This is a genomic window from Listeria booriae, from assembly GCF_000766865.1.
GTDB classification, from domain to species: domain Bacteria; phylum Bacillota; class Bacilli; order Lactobacillales; family Listeriaceae; genus Listeria_A; species Listeria_A booriae.
In genome coordinates, this window is the sequence record NZ_JNFA01000023.1 from 103110 (window position 1) to 118798 (window position 15689).

The window sequence follows — 15689 nt, forward strand, 5'->3', positions numbered from 1 at the left end:
AAAAATTTTTAAAATCGTATTTCGCATACCGCTACATCCAATTTGATAGCCTCATCGTTTTTTTCAAGCACAGTTTAACAATTTTCAATGGCTGTTTTTGCGCTAAAAAAGAAAATTACTAATCTAGCGAAATATCTGCTGAAAAGATGCTATGTTCCTGTCCTGCCGCATCTTGCACTATTAAGATCCCTTCATCGGATATTCCTTTCACTTTTCCTCGGACTTCGCCACGCAATGTTTTAGCGACAATCGTTTCGTTAAATGGAATCGCACGTTCCTCCCATAATAACTTAATTGGCGCGAAACCTTGCTCTAGGAACAGCTGATAGTATTTCTCTAATTGTTGCACGATTTCACCAAACAAAGCACCTCTAGAGACAGGATTGCCTGCCAGAATCGCAAGAGAGGTCGCTTTTTCACGAAGTTCTTCTGGAAACTCGGTTTGGTTGACGTTGATACCTGTTCCGATGATAATCGCTCGAACTTGGTCAGCTTCTGCCTGCATTTCTGTTAAAACGCCACACACTTTGCGCTTGTTGATGTATAGGTCATTCGGCCACTTGATTTGCGGCGCTAAGCCCGTTACGTTTTCGATAGCCTCGGCAATAGCGAGCGAAGCAATGAACGTGAACTGCGGGACTTGCTGCATTGGAATTTCTGGACGCAAAATGGTACTCATCCAAATTCCCGTTCCAGGTTGTGAATCCCAAGGTCTCGCAAGACGTCCTTTGCCAGCTTTTTGTTCATCGGCAATGACCACCGTGCCATCTGCCGCATCTTCGCCAACGAGTTGATGTGCCACAAGCTGTGTCGAAGCGACTGTTTCATGAAACGACATATGTTGTCCAATAAAATGCGTCTTCGCGCGGAAATACAGTACTTCTTCCGTGAAGCCATCGTCTGTCGGTTGAATCGAATACCCGCTACCTCGTTTCGCTTGAATCTCAAAACCTACTTTTTTCAGTTCTTCCATGTGTTTCCAAACAGCTGTACGACTGCAATTCAAAGCATCTGCAATCTCTTGTCCTGAAACTAAACGCCCCTCTGCTGCGCGAAAAACGTCTAATAATTGACGTCGATTAGTTGATAACATGTTTCACCCATCCTTTAATTTCTTCCGGATTATTCGCGATGTCGCCTTCAATAATGGCTTGATCCAGCCGTGCAAGCAGTTCTTTTAACCAAGGACCGCCTGTTTTATTTGTCCACGTCATCACATCATTGCCACTTGCTTGCACATCATTTCGCGACTGAATCGGTAATGCCAAAAAGCGCGCCTGCAAGTCTTTCCACTGACTTTTTCCAGTGCGTACATAGTGACCGTAATCTATCAGCCGCACAGTTTCTATCCCAGTCTCAAACAGTTCGTAGTCGCTCCACACTGTTTTCTCTGCTTTTTTCATCGCTTTGGCGACATCGCGGATTAATTTATTCGGCAATTTCCACGCACGTAAAAAAGACGTGACATTTTCAGGTTCTAATGCCAAAACAAGCACAAACCAAATCACCGTTTCCTCTTGTAAATCCTCTAAATGCCAGTTTTGCAAGGCTTCTACGGCCGGCGCTTTCTCTTGAAAACCTGGTAAAAAGGGGAGCATGTCCAGTTCAGCGAGCAGTTTCAGTCCTTCTTTTACCGCTTGGCCTTTCATTAATTTCACCAATTCTACAGCAATGCGCTCGACTGCAATGTTTGCTAATAAGGCACGGTTTTGCTGCATCGCCGCGTATGTATCTGCTTCTAACTGAAATTGCAATTGACTCACAAAACGAACGCCACGCATCATTCGCAAAGCATCTTCATGGAATCGTTCCCAAGGCTTGCCGACTGCGCGTATTTGTTTCTTCTTCATATCCTCTTGCCCGCCAAACGGATCAATAAAACGACCGTCTAAGCCCATCGCAATCGCGTTCATCGTGAAGTCACGGCGTTCCAAATCTTTTTCTAGGGAACGAATAAAAGTCACTTCGTCTGGACGCCGGAAATCCGCGTAGGTGCCCTCGGTTCGGAACGTCGTAATTTCATATATTTCGCCCGCTTCTAGCACCGAGACCGTTCCGTGTTCAATTCCTGTATCAAATGTTCGCGTAAATATTTGCTTCACTTCTTCTGGAAACGCGCTTGTCGCAATATCAATGTCCGCAACATCACGCCCAAGAATCACATCACGAACAGAGCCGCCCACAAAATAAGCTTCAAAACCCGCCTGTTCTAGCTTTTCTAAAACAGGCACGGCCTTTCTAAAAATTTCTTTCATTATGTCTCCTATTCCTCATTCCGTCGTAAATCGCGCCAATCTAAAAAGCCTTCTTGTAAGCCGCGCAATAGTACTTCTGCTGTCCCAATATTTGTCGCTAGTGGAATTTCATAAACATCACATAACCGAATCAGCGCCGTCACATCAGGTTCATGTGGCTGAGCTGTAAGAGGATCGCGTAAGAAAATAATTAAATCCATCTTATTTTCGGAAATACGGGAACCAATTTGCTGATCGCCGCCAAGTGGGCCAGATTGGAAACGATGCACCGAAAGGCCTGTTGCCTCCATAATTCGTTTTCCGGTTGTCCCTGTTGCAAATAATGCATGTGGCTCCAAAATAAGTTTGTAGGCGAGCGTTAACTCCACCATTAATTCTTTTTTACGATCATGTGCGATTAAGGCAATGTTCATGTATTTCCACTCCTCATCAAATTAAATTTTCTAAACCGTAAACCAGTGTGTCTAATTCTTTTGTTTGACGAATCGAAAAAGCAACGCCAGACATAAAGGAAATTCGGTCATAAGAATCATGGCGAATCGTCAAGCCTTGTCCTTCTGCGCCGAATTGTACTTGTTGATGTGCGATTAATCCTGGTAAGCGAACGCTGTGAATGCGCATGCCTTCATAGTCTGCACCACGCGCGCCTTTCATCGTTTCTTCTTCCTGCGGCGCACCTTGTTGTTTCGGATCGCGAACTTCCGCCATCATTTCTGCTGTTTTCACTGCTGTACCGCTTGGCGCGTCTAATTTATTGTCATGATGTAACTCAATAATTTCCACATCTGGGAAGTATTTCGCAGCTTTTTGCGCAAACTGCATCATTAACACCGCTCCAACGGCAAAATTAGGCGCAATAATTGCTCCGATTTTTTTGGATGCGGCAAGTTCCGTTAATTCGGTAATTTGTTCTGGTGTAAAACCGGTCGTGCCAACTACTGGACTCACGCCATGTGTTAAGACCGTTTTCGTGTTGGAATAGCCTACTTTTGGTGTGGTGAAATCAACGACAGCATCGACTTTCACGCTTGTTAGTAACTCCTCTAAATCACCAAAAACCGGTACGTCAAGCGTTGCAAATTCAGCGATTTCACGGATGTTCTTTTCTTCTGGCGCATGATCTAGAACTGCTACTAGTTCCAGGTCTGCTTCGCGGAGGACTGTCTTTACGACCTCATGCCCCATTCTACCTTTAAAACCTAATACTGCTACCTTCATCTCATTTGTCCTCCTTCTTGGTCCATCTATCGGCGTCACGTTCCTTAAATTTCTTCATGACAGCATCGTGGGCCTCTTCTAAGCTAATATTTAGCGAATTTGCCATACAAATTAATACGAATAATACGTCTCCAAGTTCAGCGGCTACCGTATTTTCTGGTTCGCTTGCTTTCTTTGGTTTTTCTCCGTAGTAATGATTGATTTCACGGGCAAGTTCCCCGGTTTCTTCTGTCACGCGCGCCATCATTGCAAGTGGCGAAAAATAGCCTTCTTCAAACTGGCCAATCAGCGCGTCTACCTCATCTTGTAGTTGTTGCATCGTTTTTGCCATGCTTTATTACGCTCCTTTTGTGGTAAACTGATATAAGGGTTGGTTACCCCGTTTTGATTTCTTATAATCATTATAGCTAACAAACCATTGCTACGTCTATAAAAAAGGAGCGATGCGCTATGTGGCGTGATGTCCGCATCAAAAATATTTTATTTATTCTACTCGGAACAACCATTTACGGGTTTGGTCTTGTCAACTTTAATATCGCCAATGACCTCGGAGAAGGCGGCTTAACGGGGATTACGCTCTTGCTGCTACATTTCACTGGTATTGATCCGGCGTATTCTAACTTAGCACTCAATATTCCGCTATTTTTTATTGGCTGGCGTATTCTTGGAAATCGAGCGCTGATTTATACAATTATTGGAACGGTTGGGCTTTCTTTGTCTTTATGGGTTTTCCAACGCGTGCCTTATCGTTTGGATTTACATCAAGATTTATTGCTTGTCGCGTTATTTGCTGGTGGTTTTACAGGTATTGGGCTTGGCTTTGTGTTTCGCTACGGTGGAACGACGGGCGGCAGTGACATTATTGCCCAAGTGCTGAATCGTAAAAAAGGCATCAGTATGGGGCGGACGCTTTTCGCGATTGATGCCGTGGTGCTTACGCTATCGCTATCTTATTTAGATGTTCGCCAAGTGATGTATACGCTCGTTGCCGTGTTTATCGGAGCGCGTGTGATTGATTTCATGCAAGAAGGAGCCTACGCTGCTCGGGGCGCACTCATTATTTCCCCACATAACGACAAAATTGCAGAACATGTCATGCTCGCGATGAATCGTGGTGTGACGGTACTTGAAGGACGCGGTGGCTTTTCTAAAAACGACCAAGATGTCCTCTATATCGTCGTCGCCAAAAATGAAATTGTGCAGCTGAAAAATATCGTCAATGCCATTGATCCGCATGCCTTTGTTTCCGTCTCGATTGTTCATGACGTGATGGGTGAAGGGTTCACGCTGGACGAAAATAAAAAGCCACTACTTTAGGGAGGAACTCTGATGGAAAAAATATTAATTATAGAAGATGATCCAAAAATCGCGACGTTGCTGCAAGATTATTTGCGCAGGTATAATCTTGACGCTCATGTGACAACGGATTTTGATGATGTAATGCCCCTTTTTGAGGAGGTGTCGCCGCATCTTGTGTTGCTGGATATTAATTTGCCGAAATACGACGGATATTTTTGGTGCCGCAAAATTCGGGAAGTCTCGACATGTCCGATTATTTTTATTTCAGCGCGTGATGGGGAAATCGATCAAGTCATGGCACTTGAAAACGGAGCTGATGATTACATAACAAAGCCGTTCTCCTACCAAGTCGTGATTGCCAAAGTCCGCGCACAATTACGACGCGTGTACGGAGATTTCGCCAATCAATACCAAGAACCTGAATTTCATGAAGGCAACTTGTCTTTTTATCCTTTGAAATTTACGATTGAACGAGACGGGCAAACGCTAGAACTAAGCAAAAATGAGGCGAAGTTGCTCGAAGTGATTTGGCGAACAGCGCCGAATGTCGCCAATCGTGATTTGCTTTATGAAGAAATTTGGGATGAAGTCACGTTTATTGATGATAATACGCTCAGTGTGAACGTGGCCCGCTTGCGTAAAAAACTGCTCGACCTTGGCGTAAAAGATCCGATTAAATCGGTACGCGGATACGGTTATCAGTGGGTTTATAAGGAGGAATCTTGATGCGTCTTTTTTTGAAAAGCCACATTTCTTTTTTGTTATTCGCCTTGATACTCGCGTTATCCACGGTCGGCATTTTTTGGCTGGACGGTTTTCGCAATGGGAGGCTGCTTCTTTACGTGCTATTTCTGTGGACAGTGCTTGCGATAGTGTTTTTGGCGATTCGGTATGCTGGTTATCGCCACATTTACAAGCGCCTCCAAAATCCGGAACAAGTGGCCTCAGAGTTTCAACCCGACAAAGGCTCTGCTTTTAGTCAAGCGTTCGAATATTATTTGGCGAAGCAATACCAAGCCTACCAAATCGATTTGCAAAAATGGCGTTCCAAAGATGCAGACAGAAATATCTTTATTAACCAGTGGGTACACCAAATGAAAACGCCCGTCTCCGTTATTGAGCTGATGACGCAAAACCAGTCTGACCCGACGTTACGCAGTATTCAAGAAGAAACAGATCGCATCAAACAAGGGCTTGATACTGTACTGTATACACTTCGTTTGGAAACATTTGAAAATGATTTCGTTGTCGAATACAGCGATTTGCGCACGCTTGTCACCGAGGCTGTCAATGAACATAAGCGCCTTTTTATTCGTCAGCAACTCTATCCGAAAGTGACGATTGACGAGGACTTCCAATTTGAAACGGATAAGAAATGGTTCATTTTCATGCTTGGTCAACTGCTTACAAACGCCATTAAATATTCCCCAGAAAAAGGCAGTACAATCGAAATTAATGCCGTCTTGGAAGCAAAGTATTGCGTATTAACGGTTCGCGACCACGGCATCGGCATTGAAAAAGCGGACTTGCCACGCGTCCTCCGTCCCTTCTTCACCGGCGAAAACGGTCGCAAATTCCAAGAGTCTACCGGAATGGGACTTTTCCTCGTCTCCGAAATCTGTCAAAAACTTGGTTACGGGCTCTCTATCGAATCCGAAGTTGGTATTGGTACAACGATCCTTATTCGCATGCCAAAATAAACTTACAAGAACGTAAGACTTTGTTATCGTAATCAATACTTCCAATTTTCTATTTTTGCTACACTAGTCTTAGTTAATAGAAAGGGAGGCCTACATATGGCACTTTTAAAAGTAGAGAAAGTCAATAAGATATATACTGGAAACGTGAATTATCAAGCGATTTCCAATTTAGATTTAACGGTTGAAAAAGGAGAATTTGTTGGCATCATGGGACCTTCTGGAAGCGGCAAAACAACGCTGTTAAACATGATTGCAACGATTGATCCTCCAACAAGCGGGAACGTCTTGATTCATGATGCGAATCCTTATTTGCTGAACTTCAATGACCTCGCTACGTTTAGACGGAAAGAATTAGGCTTTATTTTTCAGTCTTTTAATTTATTAGATACATTGACGGTTCGCGAAAATATTTTGTTACCGTTAACGCTTGATGGAACGCCACTTGCAGAGATGGATGCGCGGCTCGAAGTGATTGCAGATAAACTTGGGATTACGCCGATTTTGGCGAAGCGCACGTATGAAATATCAGGCGGAGAATCGCAACGTACTGCGGTTGCGCGTGCTGCGATTCATGATCCAAAGTTATTTTTAGCAGATGAACCGACTGGAAACTTAGATTCGAAAAATAGTACGGAAGTGATGCAGTTGCTCAGTCGTTTGAATCAAGAGGAAGAAGCGACAATATTGCTCGTAACGCATGATCCGCAGGCTGCTTCTTATTGTGATCGCGTCGTCTTTATTAAAGATGGTTCGCTATATAACGAAATTTATTGTGGGGATAATACAGCTGTTTTTTATCAGCAAATTATGGACACGTTAACACTTCTAGGAGGAAAGCAACATGTCATTCCGCCAGTTCGTCATTAATAATGTCCGTCGCAATCCGAAAGTCTATGGCCCCTACTTCTTTACGACATTTTTTGCAGTCACGATGTTTTTTGTGTATGCCCTGCTCATTTTTCACCCTGAATTTCAAGATACGATTGATTCTTCTAGTGAGACGCTGAGTTATTTTGCCATGATTGGTTTTCAAATATCGCAAGTAATTATCGTGTTATTCTCTGCTTTTGCTTGTTTTTACGCCGTTAGTACGTTTTTAAAAACACGAAAAGCAGAATTTGGCCTTTTACTTATTCAAGGTATTAATAAGAAACAGTTGACCAAATTGATTTTTTGGGAGAATATGCTGGCTGGACTTGCCGCTGTGATTTGCGGGATTTTGTTTGGCTTTATTTTTTCAAAAGTAATTCTGCTGATTTGTTCTAATATTTTATCGTTAACGGAAACATTGCCTTTTTATATGCCTTGGAAGCCGATTTTGATCACATTCTTGATTTTTGGCTGTATGTTTTTAGTGATTTCTGCCGTGACTTCTTTTTCTGTGCGCGTCAATAACTTGAAACAACTACTCGCCTCACAAAAACAACCGAAAAAAGAAATTAAAGCGGCTTGGTATCTTGCTTTTCTCGCTGTTCTATTCATCGGCGCTGGATACGGGACCGTTCTGATTTTCACGAATCGTTTTGATTTTTCGTTTAAGCCATTGCTCATTGGTGTTGTGCTTGTCGTGATTGGTACGTATTTCTTCTTTAGTCAACTGCTTGTCTTTGTTTTAAATCGATTGCGTAAGCGCGAACGTTTTTTCTTCAAGCGGACCAATTTGCTTACTTTTTCTGAATTGATCTATCAAATGCGTGACAATGTGAGTACTTTTTTCATCGTTGCGGTCGTTTCGGCTACGGCCATTACAGCGATGGGAACAAGTTCAGCGGTTGGTAGTAGCGGACTTGCTGAGATGTCGCAAAATCCATATGCGATTACGTACAGCGCTTACGGCGGTAAACCGGTGGACCAAAGTCTTCTAGATGGTGCTAAAAAAACATTTGCTAGCGAAAACATTACAGATTATAAAACAGCATCCGGTAAATTTTATCAAATAACGTACTATGTAAATCCTGATGAAACGTCCTTCTATACGTTCTTGTCCATCGATAACTATAATGATTTGATGGGATTGCGTAACGAAAAGAAACTTTCTGTGGCGCCTGGCAGTGTGATTTTGTTGCCAAGTAGCTCGCCAAGTGCTGATAAACTAAAAAAAGATTTGCCAAAAGAACTCGCTATCACCTTTAAGTCACAAAAAGTAACACTGCCCGTCAAACAAGCAGCGCCAATCAATCGTTTTCCATATAATTTCACCATGAGTAGCATGGAAGACGTTACAGTCGTCGCCAATCAGAGCGACATTGATGCACTATGGCAAAAATCTGAAGCACAATTTCGTGAAACTCCGGATGACAACTCGAATTACCTCTTGAATTACAGTCTATTCCATACAGAAAACTGGGAAGAAACGATCCCCGCTTCCAAGAAACTACATGCAGACGTCGACAAATGGAACGAAAAAAATATGAACAGCGAGACTGGCGAATTTGTAAACTTCCAATCACTGGCCTTAGAATGGCAAGGAATGAAACAAACAAACGGCTTGCTCATGTTACTTACCGTCCTATGTGGCGCCGTATTCTATACGTTCTCCGCTGGATTCATCTACCTTCGCCTGCATAGCGATTTAAAACGTGATGACCAACAATACAAAATGCTTTTCAAAATCGGTCTCACCAAACCAGAACTGCACAAAATCGTGGCACGACAACTAAGAGTTATGTTTTTCCTACCGTTACTCGTCGCGATTATCCACTCCATCGTTGCTTTTATAGCGCTCCAAAGCTTACTAGAATTCAATATTTGGCAGAACGTCGGGATTGTCATTGGTATTTTTGTCGGCGTCCAATGTATTTATTATTTCTTAGTAAAATACAACTATTTAAAACAACTACACCGCGTTATGAAGTGATGGCATTGCTCGGGTCAAAACCAGTAATATCGGTTTGCAATGTTTTCCCAGCAATCAGATCCACTAATAACTTGGCGACATAAGGACCTGTTGTAAGTCCTGAAGAACCGAGTCCGTTAGCCACAAAAATCGATTTGGCTGTCGGCAAAGCACCGATAATTGGCGTGAAATCTGGCGTAAATGGTCTTGTACCTACCCGGATTTCCGCTATTTTTGTGTGCTTCACTTCTGGCGCAAAACGAGCAATCTCATCTAAAATTTCTATTTTCGCAGCTTCGGTTGGCTCTAAATCAAATCCGTCCTCATTTTCATGTGTCGCGCCAATAATCATGCGACCGTCATCAAATGGCACGATGCTCTTAGCGCTTGGCGGCAACACGACTGGCCAATCATTCGTCACCTGCTCGTTCCATTCCAAATGAAGTAACTGCCCTTTTTGCGGATGAATCGCGGCTTGCAGACCAAGTGGCTGAATCAGTTCAGAAAGCCAAGCCCCTGCTGCCAAAATAATTTTATCTGCCGTCCAATGTTGTTCCCCCACAACTACCTGCACAGTTTCGCCTCTTTTTTCTAGTCTCGCTTTTCCGTGAATCACCGTCGCGCCCTGCTTCATCGCGGCATCTTGTAACGCAGCAACCAGGGAAGCACCGTCCACACGCGCTCCACCACTCACATAAACTGAGCCAAAACCAGGAGCAACGATTGGAAACATGTCTTGCGTCTCGCTTGGCGTTAATCGCTTGATGTCACCGATTTCTGGCGCTTCCTCTTTTCTACTACGCGCAATTTGTTCTAATTCGATTAACTTTTCTTCCGTATCGCGTAAACAAAGCGCACCGACCATTTTGTAACCGGTATTTTTCGTGGTATCTTGCGCCAGTTGTTCGATAAGCGCTGGATAATAACGCGCGCTGTCTTTGGCCAGTTCATACCAAACTTTATTGCGGCGTTTCGACAGCCACGGACAAACAATGCCAGCCGCCGCGTACGTTGCTTGACCTCGTTCTTGTTTATCGATAACAATAACTTCTTTTTGCTGTTTGGAAAGTAAGTAAGCCGCAGTCATGCCAACGATTCCCCCGCCAATAATCACGATTTTTTCCATAGTTTCTTCCCTCCATCTAATCCCACTCATTATACAAATTCCGAACATAGAACACAAGTCCGTTGTAATTAGTCGATTTTTCAGGCTAATCTAGTGTAAAATGTAGGTAAGACTACAAAAGGAGCAGGATAAAATGATGAATGGCTATGCACGACTAAATGACCCAATCCAAAACAAAGGAACCGCATTTACAAAAGAAGAACGCGAGAAATGGGGCTTACACGGCCTGATACCCGCACAAATCGAAACATTAGAAGAACAAGCTTCCCGTGCTTACGAAGCATTACATACCAAAAAGACACCGCTTGAGCAGCATCTATACGTGATGGGACTTTACAGCGAAAATCGAACCTTGTTTTACAAATTAGTCATGGATCATGTGACCGAATTGATGCCTATTATTTACACGCCCACCATCGGACAAGCAGTCATGACCTACCACGAAAACTGGCAGAATCCGCAAGACGCGGTATTTTTACAAGCAGATAGCGACATCGATATTACGCAAATTTTCAAACAAAACGTACCTCATCCCGAAAAAATACGAATGATTGTTGTAACAGATGGTGAAGGTGTACTTGGTATTGGCGACTGGGGCTTAAACGGCGTCAGCATTGCGATTGGAAAACTAGCAGTATACACCGTCGCGGCTGGTCTTGCCCCCGATTGCGTGCTACCCGTCGTGATTGACGCTGGAACAAACAACGAAGCCTTACGCGCAGATGCTCGTTATTTAGGATCGCGCAAATCGCGATTACAAGCAGAACAGTATGACGCTTTTATCGCTAAATTTGTCACAGCCGTTCAAACTTCTTTTCCAAAAGCCGTTTTGCATTGGGAGGATTTTGGACGAGACAACGCGAGCCGGATTTTAGAGACGTATCGTGCGCAATTATGTACGTTTAACGATGATATTCAAGGTACTGGCGCAATGGTTGTAGCTGCGGCTTTAGCAACGACACGCGTTTCAAAAATGCCATTGTCCGAACAACGCATCGTCATTTTTGGTGCAGGAACGGCTGGAATCGGGATTGCTGATCAATTAGTTGCTGAAATGGTCGCGAATGAAGGATTGACCGCCGAACAAGCGAAAGCACGTTTTTATTTAGTAGACCGCCCTGGGTTGTTAACAGATGATTTGCCAGATTTAACTTCTGGACAGCGTAAATACGCCCGAAGCAGTGAGGCGTTCTCAGAGCGTTTAACGACGCTTTTAGCAATTGTGGCACATGTGAAGCCAACGATGTTAATTGGCTGTTCTGGCGTTACAGGAGCCTTCTCGGAGGATGTTGTTCACGAGATGTGCCGCCATACAGAGCGACCTGCGATTTTGCCATTATCTAATCCGACAAAATTAGCCGAAGCCACCGCACAAGATTTGATTACTTGGACAAATGGACGCGCACTGGTTGTCACGGGCAGTCCTTCTGATCCCGTCGAATATAGCGGCAATACGTATGTTATTGGGCAAGCAAACAATGCTTTATTATACCCAGGACTTGGCTTAGCTGCAGTGATTACCGAGGCTCGCGAAATTACAGATGAAATGCTCGCCGCTGCAAGTCACGCGGTTGCCACACAAATTAGCGATGTGACAAGCACTGGCGCCGCTTTCCTACCACCTGTTGCCACATTGCGCGAAACATCCCATGCCGTCACACTTGCTGTCGTCAAAAAAACAATCGAGCAAGGCTTGAACAACCGCGAAATTGCCGACCCACTATTAGCCGTAAACGAAGCAATATGGATTCCTGAATATAAGGAGTGATGTAACTATGTTGGATACCTTGTTAAAGAAAATGGTTACAGATGGCGTCGTACCAGGCATTTCCTACGCCGTCATCTCCCCAAACCGGACAAAACAACACGTGATCGGCATGAAACAACTCACCCCTGAAAAACTCATTCTAGAACCCGAGGCCGTCTATGATATCGCGTCTCTCACGAAAGTCATTGCGACAACAACACTTATTTTGCAACATATCGAAGCTGGGAAAATCCATTTGGAAGACCCCGTGATAACTTTTCTACCCGAATTTCGCTATCCAGAAGTCACCGTTTTGCATCTTTTAACACATAGTTCTGGGCTTGCAAAAAACATTCCGAACTATGCGATTGCATCGAAAGAAGACGTATATCGTTACTGCATAGAGACACCTCAAGCAACGCCGCCCGGCACAAATGTCACGTATGCCGATGCTAACTTTTTGTTGCTTGGCTATATTTTAGAAACATTGAGCGGTGATTTAGAAACACAAGTACAAACCAATGTGTTGGCGCCATTAAAGATGCGTGCAAGCAGTTTCAATCCTGATGCGACAAACACTTTCGTACCAACAGAACTTCACCCAGAACGCGGGCTTATTTCCGGGCAAGTCCATGATTTCAAAGCTTGGAAAATGGGTGGTGTCGCGGGACATGCCGGATTATTTAGCAATCTTCCCGACTTGATTCGCTTTACGAAAGGACTTTTGCATGAAGATAGCCCGCTTTTAAAACCAGAAACGATTGCCGCACTGCAACAAAACTATACGCCAAATTTAAACCGATCGCGCGGACTTGGTTGGGATTTAGTGCCTGCTCGTGACCATTTTGCGATTTACCATACGGGGTTCACAGGAACTTTTCTAGTCATTGACTTAGAGCAGAAAACAGCGCTCATCGTGTTAACCAATCGGGTCCATCCGAGCCGAGACAATGCGGAGTTTCTAGAGCGTCGCGAACATATTGTAAACCAATTTATGCAAGATATAGGAGGAAGATCATGACAATCGAAGAATACATGGAAGACGTTGCGCCAGAACAGAAAGAAGCTTTTGCAAGATTGATGCAAGTCGTGGATGAAAATATACCAACTGGCTTCACGAAAGAAATCCAATACGGCATGCCATCCTATGTCGTCCCAAAAACGCGCTATCCTGATGGCTATCATTGCGACACGAGCCTTTCGCTCCCCTTTTTCGCCATCGCCGCCCAAAAACGCCATATCGCGGTCTATCACATGGGACTTTCCGCTAACGAGCCGCTTCTTTCTTGGTTCCAAGCCGAATATCCTAAGCATATGACAACAAAACTCAACATGGGCAAAGGCTGCATTCGTTTCACCAACCCGAAAAAAATCCCCTACAAACTCATCGGCGAGCTAGCGAGTAAAGTCACCGTGGATGAATGGATTCACCAGTACGAAACAGCGATTAAAAACTAAAAAAGATTGAGGCGCTCCCAACATGGAAGTTTCCTCAATCTTTTCTTGTATCTTATCGAATTGCTGCGTTCACACCGGCTAATCGCCCTGTCACTAACGCACATGTGATATTATAACCACCCGTATAGCCATTAATGTCTAATATTTCACCACAGAAAAATAAACCTGGCGTCAACTTGGATTGCATTTCTTTTGGCACGATTTCCTTCACAGAAACACCGCCCCCAGTCACAAATGCCTTCTCAAAATCAAGCGTACCGTTTACTTGGAAAGCGAATTTCTTCAACGTTTCGAGGAAGCTTTGCCATTTTTTCTGCGCCACTGAAATACAATCCGCGTCTGGATCAATTTCCGCTCGCTCTAAAAGAAATAGCAACATCCGCTCTTGCATAAGCGATTTCAACGCATTTTTAGTCGCTTTTTTCGGATTATCTTTGACTAATTGCATCACTTGCTGTTCTAACTCACCTTTTGCAATGTCAGGAAAGAAGTCAATCGTCATCGTTAATTCAGGAACGGCAAATTTCTTCAACCCTTGAATCACGAACTGGCTACAGCGCAATGCGGCAGGCCCTGACACACCGAAATGTGTGAAAATCATATCCATTTGATGCGTAATAATCGCTTTTCCTTTTGGATTTAGTACCGATAAAGCAACATCGCGCAACGAGATACCTTGTAGCACTTTGCTTTTAATAAAAGGTTCGCTAGATGTAATCGGAACTTCTGTTGGAAAAAGCTCTGTAATCGTGTGTCCGGCCGCTTTCGCCCACGCATAGCCATCCCCAGTTGATCCTGTCCGAGGCACCGATTTCCCGCCAACAGCAATAATAACCGAGCGCGCAGTAATGTCTTGACCGTCTGTGAGCGTCACGCCAGCCACTTCCCCGTCCGCGTAATTCACCCGTTTCACTGGCGTTTTCATATATATTTTCACTTTCAATTTATCCAAACGCGAAATCATCGCATCGGCAACCGAACGCGCACTATCTGTCACCGGAAACATCCGACCATGATCCTCTTCCTTCAACGCCACGCCCAATTTTTCAAAAAAAGCGATAATATCTTCATTGTTAAATTCCGCAAACGGACTGTACATAAAGCGCCCATTTCCCGGTATATTCTTAATAATTTCATCCGCAGGCTTGCGATTCGTCACATTACAACGCCCGCCACCCGACAAAATTAATTTCCGTCCAAGCTTTGGCCCTTTTTCAACGAGTAGCACGCGCTTATTCTTCTCCGCCGCCGCGATAGCCGCCATCAACCCCGACGGTCCACCACCAATAACAATCACATCAAAATCCATCTTATGACCCCCATTAAAAAACGCCCTTTGCAGAGCGTCAAAAATCTAGTTTCGATTCATACCTGTAAAAATTAAAATCAATCTCAAAAGTTCCAAAACGGCTACTGCCATCGCTGCAACGTATGTCATTGCGGCTGCGCTCAACACTTTACGAGCTTGCGGTAATTCGTCTGATTCCACAAGTCCGAGTTGGTTAATTTGAACAAGTGCACGTTTGGAAGCATCAAACTCAACTGGCAACGTAATTAACTGGAACAATACACCGATTGCCATTAAAACAATACCAATCAACATCAAGTTTGGCAATGTCGCCAACATCCCGATAATAAGGAAAATCCATGAAGCGTTCGAGCTGAACATCGTAATCGGTACTAACGCGGAACGAAAACGCATAAATGAATAGTCTTGCGCATCTTGAATCGCATGTCCAACTTCGTGTGCCGCAACCGCAGTTCCGGCAATCGAACGACCATTGAAGTTCGCCGAAGATAAGAACACTGCTTTTTTACGTGGATCGTAGTGATCACTTAATACACCGCCAGTTTCTTGTACTGGAACGTTATGCAAACCATTCGCATCTAGAATTTGGCGCGCCACTTGCGCTCCTGTCAACCCTGTGCGAATCGCAACTTTCGAATAGTGTGAGTAGGTACTTTTTACACGATATTGCGCCCATAATGGAATCAAGGCCACAATCAGAAAATAAACAATATACATTTGTATACTCATAATAAATCCCCG

The 15689-nt window shown here is 44.0% G+C and carries 16 protein-coding genes; 8 read left to right on the plus strand and 8 right to left on the minus strand.

Annotation, left to right across the window (positions count from 1 at the left end):
• Window positions 1-118: 118 nt before the first annotated feature.
• From EP57_RS08405 to EP57_RS08425, 5 genes are read right to left on the minus strand one after another with little or no spacing between them, the layout of a single operon-like run.
• On the minus strand, window positions 119-1093 hold the full coding sequence (locus EP57_RS08405) for a biotin--[acetyl-CoA-carboxylase] ligase (protein WP_036085811.1): 975 nt from the start codon (window positions 1091-1093) through the stop codon (window positions 119-121).
• Window positions 1080-2255, minus strand: coding sequence for a CCA tRNA nucleotidyltransferase (locus EP57_RS08410; RefSeq protein ID WP_036085812.1), 1176 nt, complete (start codon window positions 2253-2255; stop codon window positions 1080-1082). The genes EP57_RS08405 and EP57_RS08410 overlap by 14 nt, the downstream gene beginning before the upstream one ends.
• A gap of 8 nt (window positions 2256-2263) precedes the next feature.
• Complete coding sequence (gene mgsA, locus EP57_RS08415) at window positions 2264-2668, minus strand: methylglyoxal synthase (RefSeq protein ID WP_036085814.1); 405 nt, start codon at window positions 2666-2668, stop codon at window positions 2264-2266.
• A gap of 16 nt (window positions 2669-2684) precedes the next feature.
• Window positions 2685-3473 carry a 4-hydroxy-tetrahydrodipicolinate reductase gene (dapB, locus tag EP57_RS08420; protein WP_036085815.1) on the minus strand — a complete coding sequence of 263 codons (789 nt, stop codon included), beginning with the start codon at window positions 3471-3473 and terminating at the stop codon, window positions 2685-2687.
• Between the two features lies 1 nt (window position 3474).
• Window positions 3475-3804, minus strand: coding sequence for a nucleotide pyrophosphohydrolase (locus tag EP57_RS08425; protein WP_036085816.1), 330 nt, complete (start codon window positions 3802-3804; stop codon window positions 3475-3477).
• Window positions 3805-3923: 119 nt separating this feature from the next.
• Here EP57_RS08425 and EP57_RS08430 point away from each other — a divergent pair, with 119 nt between their 5' ends.
• From EP57_RS08430 to EP57_RS08450, 5 genes are all read left to right on the plus strand, one after another.
• Window positions 3924-4790 carry a YitT family protein gene (locus EP57_RS08430; protein ID WP_036085817.1) on the plus strand — a complete coding sequence of 289 codons (867 nt, stop codon included), beginning with the start codon at window positions 3924-3926 and terminating at the stop codon, window positions 4788-4790.
• Between the two features lie 12 nt (window positions 4791-4802).
• Entirely contained in the window at window positions 4803-5498 is a 696-nt protein-coding gene (locus EP57_RS08435; protein WP_036085818.1) for a response regulator transcription factor, read from the plus strand.
• A complete protein-coding gene (locus tag EP57_RS08440; protein WP_036085820.1) occupies window positions 5498-6472 on the plus strand; it encodes a sensor histidine kinase in 975 nt (324 codons plus the stop codon). Before EP57_RS08435 ends, EP57_RS08440 begins: the two co-directional genes overlap by 1 nt.
• A 96-nt stretch (window positions 6473-6568) precedes the next feature.
• Entirely contained in the window at window positions 6569-7339 is a 771-nt protein-coding gene (locus EP57_RS08445; RefSeq protein WP_036085822.1) for an ABC transporter ATP-binding protein, read from the plus strand.
• Window positions 7314-9329 (plus strand): ABC transporter permease, encoded by a 2016-nt coding sequence (locus EP57_RS08450; RefSeq protein WP_036085824.1) that lies wholly within the window; start codon window positions 7314-7316, stop codon window positions 9327-9329. Before EP57_RS08445 ends, EP57_RS08450 begins: the two co-directional genes overlap by 26 nt.
• Here EP57_RS08450 and EP57_RS08455 read toward each other — a convergent pair.
• Window positions 9319-10434, minus strand: a complete 1116-nt coding sequence (locus EP57_RS08455; protein WP_036085825.1) for an NAD(P)/FAD-dependent oxidoreductase — start codon at window positions 10432-10434, stop codon at window positions 9319-9321. The genes EP57_RS08450 and EP57_RS08455 overlap by 11 nt on opposite strands.
• Before the next feature lie 133 nt (window positions 10435-10567).
• Between EP57_RS08455 and EP57_RS08460 the strand changes: the two genes are divergently transcribed.
• From EP57_RS08460 to EP57_RS08470, 3 genes are read left to right on the plus strand one after another with little or no spacing between them, the layout of a single operon-like run.
• Window positions 10568-12202: an NAD-dependent malic enzyme gene (locus tag EP57_RS08460; RefSeq protein WP_036085826.1), complete on the plus strand. Its 1635-nt coding sequence runs from the start codon at window positions 10568-10570 to the stop codon at window positions 12200-12202.
• Between the two features lie 7 nt (window positions 12203-12209).
• Window positions 12210-13202, plus strand: coding sequence for a serine hydrolase domain-containing protein (locus EP57_RS08465; RefSeq protein WP_036085827.1), 993 nt, complete (start codon window positions 12210-12212; stop codon window positions 13200-13202).
• Entirely contained in the window at window positions 13199-13639 is a 441-nt protein-coding gene (locus EP57_RS08470) for a DUF1801 domain-containing protein (protein WP_036085829.1), read from the plus strand. The genes EP57_RS08465 and EP57_RS08470 overlap by 4 nt, the downstream gene beginning before the upstream one ends.
• 52 nt (window positions 13640-13691) lie before the next feature.
• On the opposite strand, the gene EP57_RS08475 is transcribed toward EP57_RS08470, so the two are convergent.
• Both EP57_RS08475 and EP57_RS08480 read right to left on the minus strand, forming a co-directional pair.
• A complete protein-coding gene (locus EP57_RS08475) occupies window positions 13692-14948 on the minus strand; it encodes a BaiN/RdsA family NAD(P)/FAD-dependent oxidoreductase (RefSeq protein WP_036085830.1) in 1257 nt (418 codons plus the stop codon).
• Between the two features lie 45 nt (window positions 14949-14993).
• Window positions 14994-15677, minus strand: coding sequence for a zinc metallopeptidase (locus EP57_RS08480; protein ID WP_036085831.1), 684 nt, complete (start codon window positions 15675-15677; stop codon window positions 14994-14996).
• Between the last annotated feature and the right edge of the window lie 12 nt (window positions 15678-15689).